The organism is [Scytonema hofmanni] UTEX 2349, from assembly GCF_000582685.1.
GTDB lineage: Bacteria > Cyanobacteriota > Cyanobacteriia > Cyanobacteriales > Nostocaceae > Hassallia > Hassallia hofmanni.
Genome location: NZ_KK073768.1, coordinates 1,235,403 through 1,256,423, shown reverse-complemented (window position 1 = coordinate 1,256,423; position 21,021 = coordinate 1,235,403). Strand labels below are relative to the sequence as shown.

Below are 21,021 nucleotides of genomic sequence, written 5' to 3'. Positions count from 1 at the left end.
CCCACCCCGATCAGCCCCTCCCCGCTAGCGGGGAGGGGAGACAAAGCGTAGCTTTGGCGGGGTGGGGTTCTTGGGGTGAGCGTAAGTAATAAGCGCGGACATGATATCATCGCATTTCCTGAATGATAGCTCGGATTGCAGTTTCTTGAGATTCGATACTTTCGGTGAGCTTAAATTGCACGATCGCTCTATTCAGATTATGTTCTGGGTATTTAGTTTTAAAGTAGACATTACCCGCTAAATAATCAGTAAAAAATCGCAATCCCAACTCAAACGCAATCAAGCCGATTGCATCATACATATATTCATAGTCGCTAACAGTGAGAAATTCTCTCCCCACTGAGAGATAACTTTGCAAAACAGACTGACAAATATCGGTATCGAAGCGCACCTTGTCCCACTGTTCAGTTTCTTCTCCCAAAGGATTGCAGCTTGAGCGCAGACAGTCACCGATATCATAATGAACTAAACCAGGTTTCACCGTATCCAAGTCAATAATACTGATAGCGTGTCCGGTTTTAGTGTCTATCATGACATTATTTATCTTCGGATCGCCGTGAATTGAGCGCAAACGCAGATGTCCTTGTGCTTGGGCATTTTCTAAAACGTTTGCCCAAGAAGAGCGATCGCTGACAAATTGCAAACAATACTTCACTTCAACAGATTGTACAGACGCGATTAATCGCGTCTCTAGATTTTGCGCGAAATTTCGCGTCTCTACATATTGCTCAAGGTAGCGCGGTGTAATGTGAAATCCTGGAAGGGTGTCAGCTAGTTTTTCCGTAGGCAAATCGCTAATCAAGTTATGAAACATACCCAGCGCATAACCAACTTCGCGAGCGTGATTGCTATCTTTAATTGTGTCAAAAGACTCCGCAGCGTCAATGAAGCTGATTGCCCGCCAAAATGACCCATCAGCATCAATAAAGTGATTTTGGGCGTTTTGTGTCAAAAGTACACGCGGAACCTCCCAGCGCCGATTTGGAGAGCTTAAAGCCTTCAGCTTATCGCGCACATGAAGGGTAAAAATACTCATGTTCTGCATCACGAGTTTCGGTTGACGAAAAACCTGCGTGTTGATGCGTTGCAGGATAAAATGCTTTTCTTCTAAGTAATCCAGAGTTACAAGGAAGGTGTTATTAATATTGCCATGCCCAAATTCCTGAATGTCAACGACTTTACCTTGGGGCTTAAATTGGTCTGCAATGTCAATCAGATTGTTCAAAATTTTGCCTTTTAAATTGAGATGGTCTAACTATTTATCTGAGAATGCATGTCATTATCCCGTATCTTTGTCGTATAACCACAAAAATTTTGATTGCTGATTAGATGTATGAATTCTGCAACGCCAACATTTTAGTGCGATCGCCGATGCTGTTGGCGATCGCACTAAATTAGACATCGACCGAACTTAAATATGCGTTATCCAGAATCTCTAGAGACGTAGCAGTGCTACGTCTCTACATCAGTTGAAACAATCCGCTGTTGATATTCCTGCTCAGTCATGATATCGAAAGTACTTTCTACCCTATCTAAAAAAACAATTCCCTCAAAATGATCGGACTCGTGTTGAAAAATACGCGCTACAAAATCAGTAAGTTCTTGCTTTTGTAACTTGCCATCGCGGTCAGTATATTCTACTTCTATCGCTTGATATCTGGGAACTAATCCTCTAATTCCGGGAATACTTAAACAACCTTCCCAACCTTTAACAATTTCATTTGTATGTGCCGTTATTTTCGGATTTATCATCGCTGTTGGTTCCATCTCCGGGGCGTTGGGATATCGGGGATTGGGACGCGATGCAACGATAAATAAACGCTTTTGTTCTGCAATTTGAGGCGCGGCAATTCCCACCCCATTACTATCAGCAACTGTTGCCAATAAATCTTCAATTAGTTTTTGTATCTGCTCATCTTGGATATTTTCAATTTCCGCAGCTTTGGAGCGCAATATCGGATTGCCTAATTGAATAATTTTTCGTAGTTCACCCATAATATAACTCCTATTCTAGGTAATAAGCGGCTTCAGCCCTTAATATGAGCGGTAAACCGCTCACTACGGTTGAGGAAAGTATTTGAGGTTTATTTAATAGCTAATAGCTAACAACTATTAGCTATTTTAATAAAATCAGCTTTCTCGTGGGGCAGGTAGAGGTGCAGGGCTAACTGCGACTTGTGTAGTTTGTCCATTCCGCTCCAATTGTATTTGTAACGGACTACCTATTTGACTATCTTCTAATATTTTTAGTACGTCTTCATTTTTGGCAACAGATTTGTTATTGATACTGATAATTACATCACCTGCTCTTAATCCGGCTGTCGCAGCTGGCGAACTACGAACAACGCCCCGAATTAATACTCCTTTATCTGCTGTTATTTTCAGCTGACCGTTAGAAGCATTACTGATGACTCTCTTAATTTCTGGGGTCAGCGTTGCCATTGCCACACCTAAATAAGGATGATCCACCTTTCCCTTGGCAATTAATTGCTGCGCGATTCGTTGTGCTGTATTGATGGGGATGGCAAATCCTAATCCTTGAGCACCACGCAAAATCGCTGTATTCATCCCAATCACTTGACCTTCAGCATTTAGAAGCGGTCCACCAGAGTTACCTGGGTTAATAGCAGCATCGGTTTGAATATAATCAACGCGCTTTTCACTAGCGCCGATATCACTACCAGAACGACCTGTAGCGCTGAGAATGCCAGAGGTTACGGTATTATTTAAACCTAAAGGATTGCCAATAGCAATTACTGCTTCGCCCGGTTGCAACGTCTCAGAGTTACCAAGAGCAATAGTGGGCAGGTTATTTGCGCCAATTTTAATTACTGCAACATCAGTTACCCGGTCTTCACCGAGCACTTTGCCGTCAAAAGTCCGACCATCTTTCAACGTTACCGTCACCGTGTCAGCACCATCCACCACATGGGCATTAGTCAAAATTTGACCTGCGGAATTAATGATGAATCCAGAACCGCTACCTTCTATTGTTTGTCTGGGTTGTGATGGTTGATCTGCGAAAAAGCGCCGAAAAAATGGATCGTTAAATTCATCTGTTCTAGGAGAACTGACGACTCTAGTAGAATCAATTCTAACTACCGCTGGTCCGACTTTCTGCACTACCCCCACAACAAAGTTAGGATCTCCAGACTTGGCGAAAATTGGCGGTGGGACAATTACTGGAGAGCGATCGCTTGTATTTTGGGCTTCTGTCTGAGTCTGAGAATCATTTCTTTGATTCCCAATACCAACACTACCGCTAGGTAAACACCCCCCAAGGGACATGATTACGCCACTCAGCAGCATTAACATGATACCTGTTGCTGTCCACCGTTGAGGCAAACCCTTAGAGGATGTTTTTTTTTGCCCAAAGTCATGTGTTATCTTCATGTGTTGTGTGCAACTCCTTTGTGAGTCAGTGAGTGGTAGGATCTTGCCTACCGGGAACAAGAATAATTACAACTTAAAAGCTTGTTCTAGGTTTAGAGCATCTAAAGGCTAAATAGGTGCTTGCTCATATCTTCTATTTTGACTGAGCGATTTGAGATTTGAGATTTGAGATTAAAGAATTATATCTTTGGTACTGCATGACGTTTTAACTATGGAATAAATCCAAAATCGACAATTCCATTTTCCAAGAAGCGAACGGTTAACCGTGGGGACAGTCCACGCATCCGTCTTGAAAAGCTTTGAACGCAGGAAACCGAGCCTCAAACTTTTGTCTCCGACACGCTACGCGAACGCAAAATTCAAAATTGTTTGACGATTAGCAGCAAAGGTGGTATTTAAATGGAAATTCCCATAAAAACTCTGTGGATTCAGGTATTGGAGCGCTTACAGCTAGAATTATCCCGTCCCACCTTTGAAACTTGGATTAAAACTGCTAGTGCAGAGCGATTAGAAAATAATTGCTTGGTGATACTTACTCCTAACCCATTTGCGCGTAATTGGTTACAAAAGTATTACATAAATACAATCGCTCGTGTAGTACAAGACATTCTTGGTCATCCTGTAGAAATTTATCTTACCGTTGCTCAGGGTGATGAAGTTTCTTTTTTACATGAAGGAGAGCTTCCTCAGGCAGTTCCTATTCAAAATCATATTTTAGAAAATGCTTCTAAAAGCAAAACGATAACTAGTAAATTAAATTCTAAATATGTATTTTCGCGGTTTGTAGTTGGTGCAAATAATCGGATGGCTCACGCTGCTTCATTAGCAGTTGCTGAATCTCCAGGAAGAGAGTTTAATCCTTTATTTTTATGCGGTGGTGTCGGATTAGGGAAAACTCATTTAATGCAAGCTATTGGACACTATCGCCAGGAAAATTATTCTGATTCTAAAATATTTTATGTTTCTACCGAGCAGTTTACTAATGATTTAATTACTGCTATTCGTAATGATAATAGACAAGGTTTTCGAGAACATTACCGAGCGGCTGATGTACTGTTAGTAGATGATATTCAATTTATTGAGGGTAAGGAGTCTACGCAAGAAGAATTTTTTCACACTTTTAATACTTTATATGAAGCTGGTAAGCAAGTTATTATAGCTTCCGACCGTCCCCCCAAGCAAATTGCCCGCTTACAAGAACGTCTTTGTTCTCGTTTTTCGATGGGGTTAGTTGCGGATATTCAAGCGCCAGATTTGGAAACAAGAATGGCAATTTTGCAAAAAAAAGCAGAAGAGGAAAATATTACTTTGCCGAGAGATGTAATTGAATATATAGCTTCTAATTACACTTCTAATATTCGCGAGTTAGAAGGAGCACTAATTCGGGCAGTGGCGTATATTTCAATTTGGGGTTTAGCCATGACTGTAGAAAATTTAATACCAGTTTTAGAACCCAAAACTGAAAAACTGTCAGCCACTCCAGAAGCAATTTTATCGGTAGTAGCTGATGCTTTAAACATCTCAATTGAAGACTTAAAAAGTAGCTCGCGACGACGAGAAATAAGCTGGGCACGTCAAATGGGTATGTATTTAATGCGACAACACACAAAGTTGAGTTTGCCGAGAATTGGAGAAGTTTTTGGTGGGAAAGACCACACAACGGTGATTTATAGTTGCGATAAAATAGCCCAGCTACTAGAAAGCGATCGCACTTTGGTACAAACCTTACGTCAATTAAGCGATCGCATTAATATGACTAGTCGTTCCCAAAAATAAACCTCTGTCAAAATTCATTGAGTATAATTACTCTGTGGAAAAACCCATAGTTTTTCCACAACTTTTTCCACAGGTAATAGCTTGTGGAATTATCACTGGAGCAGAACTAACAAAGTTTTTCCACATTTTCCACAGCCATTATTAAGAAATCTAAACTAACTTCTGAAACTCTCTAGATGATTCATTTCTGGCTACTTCTAGATAGAAATTACTCTTTTTCCTACTCAGTGATGGCATTTCTTGCCAGCATGTTCGGCAAAACCAGTAAACTTCATTCTTGCGAATATGAGCCAAAAGTCGGTGGGAGCAGCAAGGGCAAGTATTCATGGTTTTTTAAAGTTATAAGAAGGTGATACTAAAAAAAATGTATAGTTTGCGACAAATATTTTGCACAAAACTATCTAAATGATGCCCTTTTTACGGAAAAATACCCTCAGCGGTAATACAGAAAACAAAAATAAAGCTCACCTTATAAAATTAAATTCTTCAGTATTACTACGTAATTGTTTCGATTTGTTATAATTTTTGCTGACAAATAATATTGTGTCTCTTTAATTAACACGTTTAGACGTTCCGCCGGAACGTCTCTACAGTAGAATATGTGTGATTTGCCGGAAATGGTATGATAACCGCTCTGTTTGCAATTATTTACAAAATTGTTGAAAATAGGGTAGTTTGGCAGGCTTGGAGCGCATCAATGCGGAACCTTTGTAGAGACGTTCCGACGGAACGTCTCTACAACATGTATGATTTGCCGGACATGATATTATTTATGAGTACAAAACACTTAAGTAAGTGGGGATAAACAAAAGTAATTATATTTTTCCCATGCCCGATGCCCCATGCCCCATGCCCTAAAATGATTTTTGCATTATGTTGCAAATGCTGGAGGATGCGAAATCTTAGGCAAAACGGCTTCCAGTTGTGCTGCAAGGCTGATGAGAGTAGCTTCAGCAGCGGGTTTTCCGATTAACTGAACGCTCATAGGTAAACCGTTATCGTCAAAACCAACAGGAAGTGCGATCGCTGGTTGTCCCGTAGCATTAGCTGGTGGACAAGGTGCAATCCAATGTATAATTTTTTGGAATGTTTCTTCTGGACTCAAATTTGCCCATTCCCCAACGCGGATCGGTGAATGCAGATAAACTGGCAATACCAACACATCCACTGTGTCAAAAAACGCCACGATTTGCCGCGCTACCATCTGAAGACGAAAAACTGCTCGCAGATATTCACCAGCCGAACCAGTTCGCGCTAATAAAAAGCGATTCACGGGTTGCAAAACTTCAGCCGGAATACCCGACGCATCCACGCTACTTTGCCAAACAACTTGAAATGGTTCAACTAAACCGCTAAAATCCGGACATTGTTCTTCAACTGTATGACCGAGTTCTTCTAATAACTTAACTGTTTGCATCACAGCTTGCTGACAATTAGTGTCAGCTTTTCCTAACGGATGGATGTTAGTCCCAAAGGCAATTCGTAAAGCACCGACTTTTTCTTTACTTGCAGTGAGAAATGATGGTTTGGGATCGGGCAACCAGTAAGGATCGCCGGTGACATAGCCAGACATGACATCCAAAAGAGCGGCTGCATCGGCTACAGTACGGGCTATCGGACCATTGGTGGCAATTCCACTGAGGCGATCGCCTGCTGGTGCATGTGTCACTCTTCCACGGGATGGCTTAATGCCCACTAAGCCACAACAAGCCGCAGGACCGCGAATCGATCCACCACCATCGGAACCTTGAGCGATCGCAGACAATCCCGCTGCTAATGCTGCTGCTGCCCCCCCACTCGAACCACCGGGAGTGTATTCCAAATTCCACGGATTTCTGGTTGCGGGAAAACCCGTAGGCTCTGTGTAAGGAAATGAACCAAGTTCGGAAGTTGCCGTTTTACCTAAAAGAACAAATCCTGCCGAACGTATCAACGTCACTATCCCATCATCATACTCAGCAATCTGATTCAATAACGCCGGATTCCCGTAGGTACAAGGGAAACCTGCCACCGGGTTAAGGTCTTTAATCGAAATTGGCACCCCAAAAAATGGTGGTAGAGATGAAGTTTCCCCACTCTCAGACAAGATTTCTGTTTTGGCTTTGGCATCAGCGATCGCACTCTCTGCCATTACCGTAAAATAACTTCCTAATTGCGGATCTAAGCGCTGAATTCGTTCTAGATATAATTCCACCAACTCCAACGGTGACACTTGACGCTGACGAATTAATTCTGCCTGCTGCAATGCTGGGGTAAAAGCTAAATCAATTTGATTCATGGGATAGAACCAAGGTAGTTTTATCTATTCGTACCATTTTTTCGGCAATTTACGCATAATTCCTGGGAACTTTAACTTGTTCGCGTAATTCCCCCAATAGACACAAAGGAAGTGAAAAAAATGTAGAGACAATTCTGTGCTACGTCTCTAGAAGTTCTGGATAACGCATATTTAATTTTTACTTCCTACATCAGGCTATAAAACAGAAATAATTATTCAATTAAATGCAGCTTTAGCACCTTTAGCTTTTCCAGAAATGGAAATACCTTTTTCGGAATTATTTCTTTCTTAAGTAGTGAGGACTTCAGTCCTCATCCTATAAAATAAGGACTAAAGTCCTTGCTACAAAGTTAAACTAGAGAACGTTGACATACCCATTATTTTCGGTCAGTCAAAATCTCATAGCCAGTATCCGTCACCAAAACGGTATGCTCAAACTGAGCCGAGAGTGAATTATCCACCGTTACAGCAGTCCAGCGGTCAGATAAAGTCCGCGTCACCTTAGAACCTGCATTCAAAATTGGCTCAATAGCCAGCGTCATTCCTGCACGTAGCTTTACATTTGGCATTTCCCGCGTGCGGAAGTTGAAAACTGAAGGTTCTTCGTGCAAGTTGCGACCAACACCGTGTCCGGTGAAATCCTCAACTACACTAAAGCCATTACCTTTTACATGGTCTTCAATTGCTCCAGCAATATCTATAAGGTAATTTCCGGCTTTAACTTGTTCAATGCCTTTGAAAAGCGATTCTTCGGCTACGCGAATCAGTTTAGCAGCTTCTGGTGTGACATTACCCACGGCAATAGTAATGCAGGAGTCACCATGAAAACCTTGATAAAAAGCACCTGTATCTACTTTTAAAACATCCCCCAAACGGATGACTTTTTTCGGACTGGGGATACCGTGTACAACTTCATTATTAATGCTGGAGCAGATAGAACCAGGAAAACCGTGATATCCCTTAAAGCTTGGTGTTGCACCCATTTCTCGGATGCGTTTTTCCGCATGAGCATCTAAGTCAGCAGTAGTCATTCCTGGCTGTACCAACTGAGAAATTTCTTTCAAAACGGTAGCCACAATTTTTGCAGATTGCCGCATAATTTCAATTTCACGCGGCGATTTAATTTCAATTCCTCGGCGTTGTCGTTTGGTAACATTAGGCTGAGTTGATTGAGAAAGCAAGTTACTGAAAATGTTCATTGTTAATTGTTAGTTGTTAGTTGTTGGTTGTTAGCTGTTGGTTGTCAAAAATTACTCCTAACTATGTTTTATGTACGGTTATGTGCTAAAACAGCCGGATCGGATGTGACTACTACAATTTTATCTGGATAAAGTAACTCACGAGCAGCTTGATTGACTTGGGCAAGTGTAGGCAAATAAAAAAGTTATACAATTAATTTTCCGAAAGCTTAATGGGCATGGGTTTTAAGCTATTGTTCTCAGGTATGAGGCTTGCGATCGCACTTGCCTTGAGTGCATCCTGAGATCGACCCTACTTTATGTCGCGGTCAAACTTGGCTTGTGTCCAGTCTCGTTTGCTTCTAGACATAAAAAGCTCCTGTAGATGCTTGCACATACACCCACAAGAGAAATTTTCCAACTTTATTATTCCTCTACAATATTTGTCTACACTTACTACGAATTTATTCTACCGTTACCGACTTGGCTAAATTTCTAGGCTGATCGACATCCAAACCGCGCCGCGCTGCAATATGATAAGCCAATAATTGCAAAGGAATTACAGTCAGAATTGGCGAAAGCAATTCCGAGACGTTAGAGACGGGGAGCAAGTCGTTAAAAATTTCCGCAGCTTCACCATCTTTGACGGGAGTCACACCGATTAACCGTGAATCTCTGGCTTTTGCTTCTTGAGCGTTGGAAAGCACCTTTTCGTAAACATTACCAGGGATAGCGATCGCTACTACTGGTACTTTGGCATCTAATAGAGCGATCGGACCATGTTTCATTTCTCCAGCTGGATAACCTTCAGCGTGAATATAGCTGATTTCTTTTAATTTCAACGCTCCTTCTAAAGCGATGGGAAAATTAATTCCCCTACCCAAAAAGATAAAATCTGTGGTTTCCGCAAAGTCGTGCGCTAACTGTTCAATTATATTTTCCTGTTTTTCCAAAGTTGCTTCAATTTCTTTCGGAATTTGTCGCAAAGAGTTAATAATTTCCTCTAATTTGTCGGGAGAAATTGTTTGACGACGATAAGCTAAATCCAAGGCTAAGGCATAAAATGCCATCAGTTGGGCAATAAAAGTTTTCGTTGCCGCTACCCCAATTTCTAGTCCCCCGTGAGTATTGATAATCTGAGATACCATTTGACCCAAGGTGCTTTCTGGACGATTGGTAATTCCCAACAGTCGCGGTTGATACTTAGGTTCTTTACCACTACGGCGTTCTTTTTCCATCGCCAAAGCAGCTAATGTATCAGCAGTTTCGCCAGATTGAGTTACACCAATTGTGAGAGTATTTGCTGTTAAAGGTGACGGTGCGTAGCGAAACTCAGAAGCATATTGAACCTGTGTGGGAATTTCTGCCAATTGTTCAATCAAGTATTTACCGATTAGTGCTGCGTGCCAACTAGTACCACAAGCGACGATTTGAATTTGCTCTAAATCAAGGTAAAATTCTGCTGGTAAGCTTAAATTAACCGGCGAAGACGGATCATTTGTAAAGTAAGCTTCTAAACAAGCCCTAACTACTCCCGGTTGCTCGTAGATTTCCTTGAGCATGAAGTGCTTGAATCCCTGTTTTTCTACCATCATGGGACTCAAGTTGAGCAAACGCGGTTGTTTTTTCAACCTGTCACCGGCAAAGTTATATATTTCCACCCCTAAAGGTGTCAACCGTGCCATTTCGCCATTTTCCAGGGTTAGTACCGCACGAGTATGAGAAACGATCGCTGGGGTATCAGAAGCACAGAAAAATTCACCTTGACCAAAACCAATTACCAGGGGTGCTTGTTGTCGGATGGCAATCAGTTCATCGGGAAAATCAGCACAAAGGCAAGCGATCGCAAATGCTCCCTCTAATTTATTCACAGCTTGACGCACTGCCTCAAAGAAGGGAGAAGGGGAGTGGGGGAGAGGAGGAGAGGAGGGATTTTTTAATAATTCGGCGATTAAGTGGGGAATTACTTCTGTATCAGTTTCCGAACGAAACACATAACCTTTTTGTTTGAGATCCTCGCGTAACTCGCGGTAGTTTTCAATAATGCCATTCTGCACCACCGCTACCCGCATTGCTGTATCCATGTGCGGGTGAGCATTATACTCTTCTGGCTTACCATGAGTTGCCCAGCGAGTGTGACCAATACCAATTTGTGCTGGGGTTTCGATAGCTTCTAGTTTAGAACGCAAGTTATGCAGTTTGCCTTTGGCGCGAACGCAATTAACCTCACCTTCCCAAATAGTGGCGATTCCAGCGGAATCGTAACCCCTATACTCCAGTTTTTCCAGCCCAGAGAGCAAGATTTCTGTCGCTACTTGAGTGCCGATATAACCTACAATGCCGCACATTGCTCACACCACTTTGTTTTGAGGACGATTAAACCTAGTATAGTTCCTAACATTGATATGCGGTTTTCGCTAACTTTAAACGTGAACAAATAAAAAAAGCAATTTGCTTTCTTTACCACTCGATAGTGCGATCTTATTTTCTACCGCAACGCCAATATTTTTAAAGGGTGGTAACTATACACTATTCAAATTAATAATGTATAATTACCACCCTATGATGCTGTTATCTGTTTGCGATTGACTGTAAATTGCCAGTCGAATCAGAAATTCGGGTGAATTTCTTAGTAAGCCAGACCCATACTGCGAGTAGTTTCGGCTCCGAGGTAAACCCGGATGCTCAAAAAGTCGGTGGGGCAAGCAGTTTCACACCGCTTGCAACCTACGCAATCTTCAGTGCGGGGTGAAGAGGCAATTTGAGCAGCTTTACAGCCATCCCAAGGAACCATCTCTAGCACGTCTGTGGGGCAAGCGCGGACGCATTGTGTGCAGCCAATGCAGGTATCGTAGATTTGTACGCTATGAGACATTGAAAAAAAATCTCCTAACTGAAGTGTTCTTCTCTGCCAAAGAATCATAATCAAGGCATAGTTTACCGCAGTGTTCTAGCACCTGTAAGCAAAAGGCTACATAACTTTAAACAACTTGACAGTTTGCCAGTAAGTCTGCTATGCACTGCTCTGGTTTTAATAATACGGCAGTTGCCTGTTTGAAATTGCGATCGCCTATTACAAAATTGGGAAATGGGCATGGGGCATCTCCATAAAAGACGTAAAGACGTTCCACTAGAACGTCTCTACAAGGGTTTCGGGCAAGCCCTAATTATGAAGAAGCATCTCGCAACTCAGCGGTGCGAACAGATAACAGCTGTGTCTGGTTTCCGCGTAGCACTTTTACCTGCAACGTTTGACCGAGACGACTATTTTCGACAACATTTTGCAACTCTTCGGCTGTCGCGATCGCTTGTCCATCAATTTGCACAATCACATCACCCAGACGCATCCCCCCTGCTGCTGCGGGAGAATTGGGTAAAACTCGCATCACCAAAACACCATTAGCTTCGGGTATTTGCAGTGGTGAATTGGGGTCATTGTTATTTTCTCTAGCAGCATCAGCAGTTAAAGTTAGCATTTGCACACCTAAATAGGGGTGAGCAACTTTTCCACCACGTTCAAGTTGATAGGCGATCGCTTTTGCTTTATCTATGGGAATCGCAAACCCAATTCCCATAGCGTCAGCACGAATTGCTGTATTGATCCCAATCACCTCACCTCGGTCATTTAACAGTGGTCCCCCGGAGTTACCAGGGTTAATTGCTGCATCGGTTTGAATAAATTCCAAGCGTTTGTCAGGAATTCCTACTTGAGCGCTGGAACGTCTGAGAGTGCTGACGATTCCTAAAGTCACCGTATTATCGAATCCTAAAGGATTACCGACAGCGATCGCCCAGTCTCCCACTTGTACATTAGCTGAAGAACCCAAGGGCGCAGTTGGTAAATTTCCCCCAGCATTAATTTTGACCACTGCTAAATCTGTTACTTCGTCAACACCTTGTACCTTTCCTTCAAAGCTGCGACCATCTTTGAGACGGACTGTCACTTTATCAGCTTTATCGACTACGTGAGCATTAGTAAGAATCAAGCCACTTTTGTCAATAATGAAACCAGAGCCTAAACCGCGTAATTGTTCTGAAGGCATCCTTTGGGGTAAACTGTCACCGAAAAACCTGCGAAAAAACGGATCGTCAAACATCGGATCTACCCGACGAGTAATTGTGCGCTCAATATCAATTCTGACAACTGCCGATCCCACACGATTCACCGCAGCAGTGACAAAACTACTACTAGCGATCGCAGCACTCCCAGGTGATTGTCTTTGAGCAATTAATTGTGATGAAGAATCTGAATTTAGAGGATTTGGTGCAGGTTCCGCTTGGGAGGGTAACACTTGCAAGCTACTAACTGTTAGCAAAACTCCTAGAAATATCGCTAACACATGGGTACTAAGTTGGCGTATAGACCGGGGTATTTGGGAAAATCGCATAACCACACAAGAATGTTTCAGCGTAATTATTGTTTAATCTGGACAAATATTAGAAGTTTTGAGCTACGAAAACCGCTACTCAAACTTCTCTATCTACAGCTATTGTTGCATTGGGCATGGGGCATTGGGCATTGGGCATTGGGCATCAATCTGATAAATTCTCCCTTATCTCCCTTATCTCCCCATCTCCCCATCTCCCCATCTCCCCATCCCCCCTCCTCTCTAGGCTAGGATCTTAATGTTGCCAGAACTTTGATACCTATGAATGGATTAAACCGATTAGCTGAAGAAACCTTGTCCATAACACCAGCAGAACATTCCCAAAACGATATAGACCACAGCCACACAAATCGTACTCATGGGCATGGACAGTCGGCTCATCCACACGTCCATAGCGAAGAGTCATTGCGGCGAATTGTTAATCGGCTGTCGCGCATAGAAGGACACGTTCGTGGCATCAAAACAATGGTGCAACAAAATAGTCCTTGTCCTGATGTTTTATTGCAAATTGCCGCCGTTAGAGGTGCAATAGATAAGGTAGCGCGAATTGTTCTCGATGAACATTTAAATGAGTGTATTGGTAGAGCCTGCAAAGAAGGCAATATTGAAGCGGAAATTCAACAACTCAAAGCCGCTTTGGATCGGTTTTTACCTTAGAAAATTCGATAAACCAAAAACCATGTAGAGACGCGATATATCGCGTCTCTACATAGACTAAATATCACGAAAAATCCTTTTAACTCTCAATAGCAGTCCTTTCCATGTATTACACAGAACAAAACTGGGATCATTAGGATTGTGGAATCCACAAAGAAACAGAACCAGCATTGCATCGAAAATCAGCCCAGCCCTCATCATTCGTCGTGATGGGTTCGCTAATATGTTCAGTGATGTCAATGTAAGCCTGGTTAGGTTGCCCAACTTCCATCCACTTAGTCCCCTCTCCCCCATTACTCAGAACAACCGCCATACCCCCAGGATGTTCTTCATCTCCTAAGCGTGTCCATCCGATTGTATTCGCGTGATCGAAATAATCGTATTGGTCGCCATAGGCATAAGTTTGACGAGCGTGCAAAAATTTATCAATTATCCATTGATGACTATCGAGCCAAATCTCATACTCATTGCCATCTGGACCCTTATCCTTGTAATGAGCACCATAATAATCCCCATAAAAGATACAGGGATAACCTTCAGCCCGGAGTAGGATTAAGGCGTAAGCCAAGGGTTTAAACCAACCTTCCACTACAGATTCCAACGACTGCAAGGGTTGAGAATCATGATTGTCAACTAAGGTGACGGCTAAAGCAGGTTGCTGTTGCACCAAGGTGTTATCAAATATCTGCCGCATGTCGTAGTCATTGCCTTGTTTGCTGGCAGCGCTAAAGTTATAGTGCAATGGCGCATCAAACAACATCACATTGCCACCGGTGACGTTAATGAAATGGTGCAGCGCTTCAATTTCATAAGACCAATACTCACCGACGGCAAAGAGATCGCGACCTGCCTTTTGGCGACAGTGTTGTAGCCATTCTGGGAAAAAGCCAGCTCTAACGTGTTTAACGGCATCAAAACGAAAGCCATCTATATTAGTGGTTTCTACAAACCACTCACCCCAGCGATTCAACTCGTCGCGAACTTCTGGACTTTCCATATCCAGATCGCATCCCATCAGATAATCGAAAGCGCCTTTTTCTAGGTCAACCTGTTCGTCAAATTTTTTATCTTTGAACAGATAAACTGCGTTTTCACCTTCGTTGTAAACGTTGTAATCAACAGCATCGAAGTGCCACCAGTGCCATTCCATCTCGGAGTATTTGCCTTGGCGACCTGGGAAGGTAAAGTGAGTCCACACTTTAATCTTTTGCATCTCACCGATCGCCTCGTTGCGATTGTCTGGATTATAGGGTGTTGCTTCCACCTCTTCGGGTTCGTCTGCACCTAACTTGTGGTTGAGGACAACATCAGCATAAACTCGAATGCCAGCAGCTTTTGCAGCCTTGACAGCAGCGATATACTCGTCTTTTGTGCCGTACTTTGTCCGAACTGAGCCTTTCTGGTCAAACTCGCCTAGATCATACATATCGTAGACCCCGTAGCCGACATCGTACCCACCCGCTGTTCCTTTGTAAGCTGGGGGTAGCCAAACAGATGTAATACCTGCATCAGCTAAGTCTTTGACTTTCTCTTTAAACTCATTCCAAAGATTGCCATCTGGAGGGGTATACCAATGGAAATACTGCATCATTACACCATTTAATTGAGCCATCTGCAACCCCTCTAGTAAAATATACGATGAATTTTGATTGTTGACACCAAGACTATACTTGAAGTTTTGTTTTATGTTTCTACATCGAAACAAAAGTCTACTAATAACGTAGTAGATTTTCTTCTGATGATTCACACCAAAACTACTTATATAAACTCGTGCCACTTCCCTAGATATAATATGTCCCTAGAAACTTACCAATTTTACTATTCTTTCACGGGCAATTCTCAAAAAAAAACAATTCTTTTTTTACATGGATTCATGGGTAATTGTCATGATTTTGATGAAACAATAAAATTTCTAGTCGATGATTTTTATTGTCTGACAATTGACCTTCCCGGACATGGGAAAACTCAAGTTTTTGGTGGCGATGAGTGCTATACAATGGCAAACACGGCACAAGCATTAATTAACTTATTAGATAACCTAAAAATTGCTCAATGCTTTTTAGTTGGTTATTCAATGGGTGGAAGATTGGCTTTATACTTGAATTTGCTTTTTCCTCAGCGTTTTTCTAAAGTTATCTTAGAATCAGCTTCTCCTGGTTTAATAACAGAAGCCGAACGATTAGAGCGAGTTAAATCTGATGAACAAATAGCGACAAAATTAACAAGATGTGTTGAAGAAACTGATTTTAGAGTTTTTTTATTAAATTGGTACAATCAGCGAATTTTTGGTTATATAAAAAATCATTCTGAGTTTGAGGGAATGATAGAAAGTCGGTTGCAGAATAATCCTTTAGAATTGGCTAAATCATTGCGCTTTATGGGTACTGGATGCCAACCTTCTTTGTGGGAACAACTGGAAGAAAATACAAATTCGTTGCTGTTATTAGTTGGGGAATATGATGAAAAATTTATAATTGTTAATATAAAAATGGTTAATATATGTAAATTTACTCAATTAAAAATAATTAGTAACTCTGGGCATAATATACATTTTGAAAATACTTTTGCTTTTGTGCAAAATATCAGGAAGTTTTTAATTTAGGTTTGAAATTATATGAATATTACTTGTTATTTTTAAGTTGGAATAAGCGTTGAAATGCTTACTACGAATATCAATTTTTCGTTGCGTTTAGTTCTTCTTGCAAGTTTTTCTGATAAATAGTAGGTAGATATCGACTGACGGAATTAGTTTCTATGCCATATCCGAGACTTGTCCAAGTGGGGGAAAGTCGGCGTAAAACTTCTTTTAATTTTCCTTGATGCAGTTGTTGAGAAATGTCAGTTCCCCAAACTTTGCGATCGCTTAACCAACTGTAAACTACTGCATCTTGATATTCTGCTGCAAAACTATAATTTGCCCAAAACATAAACCGCGTCGGGTTCGGATGATAGCGAGGAGCAATTCTATACCAAGTAGTGTTGATGATTTGATATCTCCCAGCAGCTGTGGAACAATTGCCTTTGTTAGGACCAGTAACAATTGTGACGCATATCTGAGGATGATTGCTCAAATCGTTGACTTGCTGTCCACCATATAACAGAGAATAAGGGCGATCGCTATTTGCTTCACTAGCTGATATAGTTCGCATTAAAGCACGAATGTAAGGATCGCCACCTTTCATCACCAAGGGTGGATTTTTTTGACCAAAGACAGGATCGTTATGCGATCGCAAATCCCCAAATACATACCACTGCAACAAATATACAAAGCCGAGAAGTGCGGCTATCGGTCCTATCAGTTTTTCAACACCTTTTGATTCAACGCTTTTCAGACTCGGCTCCTTAAAATTTACGTATAATCAACAACAATAATAATCGATGCACTTTGAAACGGCAAAGTTTACTTAAGTAGTCTAGGACTTACGCACTCGTTACGAGAAAACAAGACTTTGAGATTGCTTCCTTACGTCGCAATGACGGAAATACGTGGTACCGTGCGTAAGTCCTGTAGTCAATAGTCAACAGTCCAAAGATTGACCATTGACCATTGACCATTGACTCAGACTACATTAGTAAACAACTGCCCAAAGCTTTTCGAGGTAGCCTCTTCTTTAGCAACAATCTCAACAATTTTGTTGCGTGCAGCACTTTCAAACAGCGACTCCACACAAACTTGGGCGACTTTCTGCCTGGGAATGCTGCCCTCGAATAGTGTATCAGCACTTTGCATCACAATTCGATTGGAATTATCTTCATTTTTTAATCCCCCAGGACGGACAATTGTATAAATCAAACCGCTTTTCTGAATATATTCCTCAGCTTGCTTTTTCCAAACTAAAATCAGCCAGAACAAGTTCAAAGGATGAAATAACTTGGAAGTACACAATGAAGAAACGAAAACAAAATGCTCTATTCCCTTCGCTTTGGCAGCATCTACTAAATTTTTAGTCCCTTCAAAATCTACTTTATAGGGTCCTGTGGGGTCAAAGCTCGGTTTGGCTCCGGTAGCGCAAAGTACTATTGTACTATCTCCCAAAGCAGTGGACAGGCTTTCTGGGGTTAACACATCCCCTACAACTAACTCAACATCAGGAGGCAAAATCGCGATCGCTTTTTCTGCGTCGCGTACCAAAGCACGGACGGGAATATTTTTTGCAATTAGCTCTTGTACTATCCTACGACCTGTTTCACCTGTTGCCCCTGCTACAAATGCTTTCATGATAAACGCTATCCTAGAAAACTAATATTTGATTTCTTTGTTCCCTATTTTAGTGATTCTATCAAAACAGCGTGGGAGCGTGAGAACCCCTGCGCTTTAGCGAGGGGATGAAACGCGATCCAAGGGGATTTATCCCCGTGTTTCCTCAGTAGCAACGACAATGAAATACAGGAGGTGATGACAAGTTGTACAGAACAATACCGCTAAAAGCAAAGTTTACGGATGAAGAAAAAGCTTTTTGGGTTGACCAATGCGAACACGCTAATAGCTTGATTAATTGCGCCATATACGAGACAAAACAAGCTCATTATGCAAGTTTGCAAGAATCTGAGAATGCTTTTACTACTTATTGGCGTGGTGATGAATTGCGCTATGGGTGGAAGTGCTACCAATGCAAAACTACTTACCCTGAACTAGATAAAATCCTCAAAGACAACCCACATTACAAAGCGATGGCTGCACAGTCAGCACAACAAACGCTTAAGTCCGTGGGAGAATCAATAACCAGCTACAACGGATTGGTTAAAAAATATTATCGAGGTGATGTTGATAAACCTTCGTTGCCAAAGTATAGAAAACGTGGTGGTCTTGCTGCGGTTACATTTCCCCGTCAAGCTTTAACCTACAAAAACGGTTGTTTTTACCCATCAATAAGCAAAGAAACTAAGCCACAGTTACTAACTGAAATCACTTTACATCTACCCGGTTTCATTGATTCTGATTGGGTAAAAGAGGTTACGGTTAGACCTTATCTAGGTGAATTGTGGATTGATTGGGTTATTGATGATGGCAAAGAACCAATTGATATTAACCCTAACCTTGATTACACCCAAGCATGGTCATTTGACCACGGTGGGACTAATTGGCTAACAGGTGTATCGACTCGTGGTAAAAGCTTGATTATTGATGGTAGAAAACTTAAATCAATGAATCAAGGTTATTGCCGTTTAGTCGCGAAGTGCAAACAAGGAAAATCTGATTTTTATTGGGATTCAAACCTTGATCGTGTGCAACGTAAACGCAACAACCAAATGCGTGACGCTGTTAATAAAGCATCGCGATTTATTATTAACCAGTGTCTTAATGACCAAGTAGGAAATCTTGTTATTGGTTGGAACGACGGGCAAAAAAATGGATCTAATATGGGTAAGCGCGGCAATCAAAACTTTGTGGTCATTCCCACAGGAAGATTGATTGAACGCCTGAAACAACTTTGTCCAGAATACGGGATAAAACTAACAATTACTGAGGAAGCATATACTTCAATTGCGTCTTACCTGGATGGTGATTCATTGCCGAAACACGGTGAAAAACCCGAAGGGTGGAAACCATCAGGTCAAAGAGTAAAACGCGGAATGTATAAGAGTCGTCATGGTCATTTCATCAATGCTGATTGCAATGGTGCGGCTAACATCATGAGAAAAGTAGCCACACAGCTAGGCTTAACCCTAGTCGAGGTGGGTAGAGGGATTTTGACAGTCCCACAACGATATGACTTGTTTACGCGATTAAATAAATCATATCGTAAACGTTGCGTTCGCGAAGCGTGTCCCCTTGGGACAAGTGCGGCTAGAAGCCGCACTTCGCAACATCAGTTTAGAATCCCCTTGCTTCTAGCGAGGGGAGATGTCAAGAAATTGCTGGCAGATTTTTAAAGTTTCCGTCAAAATGTACTCTGGGTGCGTGAAATTTCACCCCATATGGGAACTATGAATACAGGTAAACGCTAGATCATACAGGAATTCTATATGCTTTCAAAAAATCGTGAATATCAATCCTTAGAAATAAAAGAAGCAGTTGTACCTGTGCCATCAGCAGCGGATACTGAAGAGACGCTAGAGCAAGCAATTAGTGGAACACCAACAAAGTTCTATGGTCGTTATCACGACTTTATGGAGATGTACGCTTCAGCAAGCAAGGTTGCTGAGTACCTCAATGCTCATTCTTCATGGTTTTCGCGTTGCGCTGAACCGATGAAGGTGCAACCGCTAGGGGAAAATGGTTATGCTCTAGGAATCGGTCGTTTTGGCTCTTTTGGTTATGAGGTAGAGCCAAAAATTGGTTTGGAACTGTTACCTCCGCTTGATGGTATTTACCGCATCCACACTATACCCATCCCTGGCTACTATCCGCCCGGTTATGACGTAGACTATAACGCATCGCTGCATATGATAGAAAATGTTGCAAACGATGCACCCACAAGTATCAACGAGATAACGCGAGTTGAATGGGAATTGGATTTGATCGTTGATATTTACTTTCCTAAGTTTATTCAGCGTTTGCCTAAGTCTTTGGTGCAATCTACAGGCGATCGCGTACTTAACCAAATCGTCCGTCAAGTCTCAAAACGCCTAACGCGCAAAGTTCGGCAAGATTTTCATCAATCTTTAGGAATAGATTTACCTGTCAATTCTCAGAAAAAGCGTTGAGTGGATAGTAGATAGTGGATAGTGGATAGTGGAAAATCTTAAGAACCAACCACTATCCACTATCCACTAACAACCAACAACTAACTATGCATTAGCAAGAAGTTTTTGAACAATTTGCACACCGGTAATAGCCTGCCAAGTAAAAAGTCCCAAAAGTGCAAAATTTAACAAAATGTGAGTCATCCGCGCCCAATTTGCGCCTTTTTGCATAAAAGGAGATAGGGACGCAGAAAATGCTATCAAACTCGTCATGCCAAGCCCTGCTAGCAAGTGAGAACCGAAAAATAACTTACCATTATTGATGTAGGTGACAGCCATAGCAGCGATCGCACCTGCCACCATCAAACCTAAGAGTATCGACCCTATTTGATGGTGTTTGACGTTATATTTACCTTTAATCAGTTCTTTTTTCTGTTCACCTTCAGCATGTCTGGTACGCTGTACTTGTAATCCCAAGTAGGCAGCATAAATCGACAATAGCAGTAGCGCCCACATCAATACTGGATGAATGAAGTTGAGCCAATATTTCACGGATGGAGAAAGTGCGATATTCATAAGTGTTCCCGCCTAGTTATTAAATCTTTATAAAAGTTAGCATAATCGGTTGAGAAAAGATTGCAAAGCTATTTCTTATAAGATAATTCCTATAGGCAGAGAAAGTGGAAATTTCTGTAGAGACGCTCGTTTGATCGGGCAACGCAGA

General features: G+C 41.8%; 19 protein-coding genes. 5 read left to right on the top strand and 14 right to left on the bottom strand.

Features of this window, described 5'->3' with window-relative positions:
* Positions 1–106 precede the first annotated feature (106 nt).
* From TOL9009_RS0110670 to TOL9009_RS0110660, 4 genes are all read right to left on the bottom strand, one after another.
* Complete coding sequence (locus tag TOL9009_RS0110670; protein ID WP_029632793.1) at positions 107–1,225, bottom strand: phosphotransferase enzyme family protein; 1,119 nt, start codon at positions 1,223–1,225, stop codon at positions 107–109.
* Between the two features lie 54 nt (positions 1,226–1,279).
* Entirely contained in the window at positions 1,280–1,402 is a 123-nt protein-coding gene (locus TOL9009_RS49195) for a hypothetical protein (protein WP_260675876.1), read from the bottom strand.
* A gap of 50 nt (positions 1,403–1,452) precedes the next feature.
* Positions 1,453–1,995 (bottom strand): peptide deformylase, encoded by a 543-nt coding sequence (gene def / locus TOL9009_RS0110665; protein ID WP_029632792.1) that lies wholly within the window; start codon positions 1,993–1,995, stop codon positions 1,453–1,455.
* A 135-nt stretch (positions 1,996–2,130) separates the two neighbouring features.
* Entirely contained in the window at positions 2,131–3,393 is a 1,263-nt protein-coding gene (locus TOL9009_RS0110660) for an HhoA/HhoB/HtrA family serine endopeptidase (RefSeq protein WP_029632791.1), read from the bottom strand.
* Between the two features lie 399 nt (positions 3,394–3,792).
* Between TOL9009_RS0110660 and dnaA the strand changes: the two genes are divergently transcribed.
* Complete coding sequence (dnaA, locus tag TOL9009_RS0110655) at positions 3,793–5,169, top strand: chromosomal replication initiator protein DnaA (RefSeq protein WP_029632790.1); 1,377 nt, start codon at positions 3,793–3,795, stop codon at positions 5,167–5,169.
* An 871-nt stretch (positions 5,170–6,040) separates the two neighbouring features.
* Here the strand turns inward: dnaA and TOL9009_RS0110645 are convergent.
* The 6 genes from TOL9009_RS0110645 to TOL9009_RS0110625 all read right to left on the bottom strand — a co-directional run bounded on the left by TOL9009_RS0110645 (position 6,041) and on the right by TOL9009_RS0110625 (position 13,013).
* The gene (locus TOL9009_RS0110645; RefSeq protein ID WP_029632788.1) at positions 6,041–7,447 is read right to left on the bottom strand and encodes an amidase; all 1,407 of its coding nucleotides are present in this window, start codon (positions 7,445–7,447) and stop codon (positions 6,041–6,043) included.
* Between the two features lie 377 nt (positions 7,448–7,824).
* Positions 7,825–8,646: a type I methionyl aminopeptidase gene (map, locus tag TOL9009_RS0110640; protein WP_029632787.1), complete on the bottom strand. Its 822-nt coding sequence runs from the start codon at positions 8,644–8,646 to the stop codon at positions 7,825–7,827.
* A gap of 443 nt (positions 8,647–9,089) precedes the next feature.
* Positions 9,090–10,973 (bottom strand): glutamine--fructose-6-phosphate transaminase (isomerizing), encoded by a 1,884-nt coding sequence (glmS, locus tag TOL9009_RS0110635; protein ID WP_029632786.1) that lies wholly within the window; start codon positions 10,971–10,973, stop codon positions 9,090–9,092.
* A 281-nt stretch (positions 10,974–11,254) separates the two neighbouring features.
* Complete coding sequence (gene psaC, locus TOL9009_RS0110630) at positions 11,255–11,500, bottom strand: photosystem I iron-sulfur center protein PsaC (protein WP_029632785.1); 246 nt, start codon at positions 11,498–11,500, stop codon at positions 11,255–11,257.
* A 106-nt stretch (positions 11,501–11,606) separates the two neighbouring features.
* Entirely contained in the window at positions 11,607–11,756 is a 150-nt protein-coding gene (locus TOL9009_RS47140; RefSeq protein WP_186227530.1) for a hypothetical protein, read from the bottom strand.
* 36 nt (positions 11,757–11,792) lie between these two features.
* On the bottom strand, positions 11,793–13,013 hold the full coding sequence (locus TOL9009_RS0110625; RefSeq protein WP_029632784.1) for an HhoA/HhoB/HtrA family serine endopeptidase: 1,221 nt from the start codon (positions 13,011–13,013) through the stop codon (positions 11,793–11,795).
* Positions 13,014–13,274: 261 nt separating this feature from the next.
* On the opposite strand from TOL9009_RS0110625, the gene TOL9009_RS0110620 reads away from it, so the two are divergent.
* Positions 13,275–13,670, top strand: coding sequence for a metal-sensing transcriptional repressor (locus tag TOL9009_RS0110620; RefSeq protein ID WP_029632783.1), 396 nt, complete (start codon positions 13,275–13,277; stop codon positions 13,668–13,670).
* Positions 13,671–13,803: 133 nt separating this feature from the next.
* Here TOL9009_RS0110620 and TOL9009_RS0110615 read toward each other — a convergent pair whose 3' ends face one another.
* Complete coding sequence (locus TOL9009_RS0110615; RefSeq protein WP_029632782.1) at positions 13,804–15,282, bottom strand: alpha-amylase; 1,479 nt, start codon at positions 15,280–15,282, stop codon at positions 13,804–13,806.
* A gap of 180 nt (positions 15,283–15,462) precedes the next feature.
* Between TOL9009_RS0110615 and menH the strand changes: the two genes are divergently transcribed.
* The gene (menH, locus tag TOL9009_RS0110610) at positions 15,463–16,272 is read left to right on the top strand and encodes a 2-succinyl-6-hydroxy-2,4-cyclohexadiene-1-carboxylate synthase (RefSeq protein WP_029632781.1); all 810 of its coding nucleotides are present in this window, start codon (positions 15,463–15,465) and stop codon (positions 16,270–16,272) included.
* A gap of 70 nt (positions 16,273–16,342) precedes the next feature.
* On the opposite strand, the gene TOL9009_RS0110605 is transcribed toward menH, so the two are convergent.
* Both TOL9009_RS0110605 and TOL9009_RS0110600 read right to left on the bottom strand, forming a co-directional pair.
* Entirely contained in the window at positions 16,343–17,002 is a 660-nt protein-coding gene (locus TOL9009_RS0110605) for a glycoside hydrolase family 24 protein (RefSeq protein ID WP_038296280.1), read from the bottom strand.
* Between the two features lie 227 nt (positions 17,003–17,229).
* Positions 17,230–17,889, bottom strand: coding sequence for an SDR family oxidoreductase (locus TOL9009_RS0110600; protein ID WP_029632779.1), 660 nt, complete (start codon positions 17,887–17,889; stop codon positions 17,230–17,232).
* 185 nt (positions 17,890–18,074) lie between these two features.
* Here TOL9009_RS0110600 and TOL9009_RS38820 point away from each other — a divergent pair, with 185 nt between their 5' ends.
* Positions 18,075–19,544, top strand: coding sequence for an RNA-guided endonuclease InsQ/TnpB family protein (locus tag TOL9009_RS38820; protein WP_084763171.1), 1,470 nt, complete (start codon positions 18,075–18,077; stop codon positions 19,542–19,544).
* 93 nt (positions 19,545–19,637) lie between these two features.
* Entirely contained in the window at positions 19,638–20,318 is a 681-nt protein-coding gene (locus TOL9009_RS0110590; protein WP_029632778.1) for a DUF1997 domain-containing protein, read from the top strand.
* Positions 20,319–20,402: 84 nt separating this feature from the next.
* Here TOL9009_RS0110590 and TOL9009_RS0110585 read toward each other — a convergent pair whose 3' ends face one another.
* Positions 20,403–20,873 carry a DUF4079 domain-containing protein gene (locus tag TOL9009_RS0110585; RefSeq protein WP_029632777.1) on the bottom strand — a complete coding sequence of 157 codons (471 nt, stop codon included), beginning with the start codon at positions 20,871–20,873 and terminating at the stop codon, positions 20,403–20,405.
* Positions 20,874–21,021: the final 148 nt, after the last annotated feature.

Bases quoted from the DNA above. Each gene is read 5' to 3' on its own strand.
- psaC (WP_029632785.1), bottom strand. From the start codon at position 11,500: ATGTCTCATAGCGTACAAATCTACGATACCTGCATTGGCTGCACACAA.
- TOL9009_RS0110625 (WP_029632784.1), bottom strand. From the start codon at position 13,013: ATGCGATTTTCCCAAATACCCCGGTCTATACGCCAACTTAGTACCCAT.
- glmS (WP_029632786.1), bottom strand. From the start codon at position 10,973: ATGTGCGGCATTGTAGGTTATATCGGCACTCAAGTAGCGACAGAAATC.
- def (WP_029632792.1), bottom strand. From the start codon at position 1,995: ATGGGTGAACTACGAAAAATTATTCAATTAGGCAATCCGATATTGCGC.
- TOL9009_RS0110660 (WP_029632791.1), bottom strand. From the start codon at position 3,393: ATGAAGATAACACATGACTTTGGGCAAAAAAAAACATCCTCTAAGGGT.
- menH (WP_029632781.1), top strand. From the start codon at position 15,463: ATGTCCCTAGAAACTTACCAATTTTACTATTCTTTCACGGGCAATTCT.
- TOL9009_RS0110645 (WP_029632788.1), bottom strand. From the start codon at position 7,447: ATGAATCAAATTGATTTAGCTTTTACCCCAGCATTGCAGCAGGCAGAA.
- TOL9009_RS0110600 (WP_029632779.1), bottom strand. From the start codon at position 17,889: ATGAAAGCATTTGTAGCAGGGGCAACAGGTGAAACAGGTCGTAGGATA.
- TOL9009_RS0110615 (WP_029632782.1), bottom strand. From the start codon at position 15,282: ATGGCTCAATTAAATGGTGTAATGATGCAGTATTTCCATTGGTATACC.
- TOL9009_RS0110590 (WP_029632778.1), top strand. From the start codon at position 19,638: ATGCTTTCAAAAAATCGTGAATATCAATCCTTAGAAATAAAAGAAGCA.
- TOL9009_RS49195 (WP_260675876.1), bottom strand. From the start codon at position 1,402: ATGTCTAATTTAGTGCGATCGCCAACAGCATCGGCGATCGCACTAAAA.
- TOL9009_RS0110585 (WP_029632777.1), bottom strand. From the start codon at position 20,873: ATGAATATCGCACTTTCTCCATCCGTGAAATATTGGCTCAACTTCATT.
- TOL9009_RS0110620 (WP_029632783.1), top strand. From the start codon at position 13,275: ATGAATGGATTAAACCGATTAGCTGAAGAAACCTTGTCCATAACACCA.
- map (WP_029632787.1), bottom strand. From the start codon at position 8,646: ATGAACATTTTCAGTAACTTGCTTTCTCAATCAACTCAGCCTAATGTT.
- dnaA (WP_029632790.1), top strand. From the start codon at position 3,793: ATGGAAATTCCCATAAAAACTCTGTGGATTCAGGTATTGGAGCGCTTA.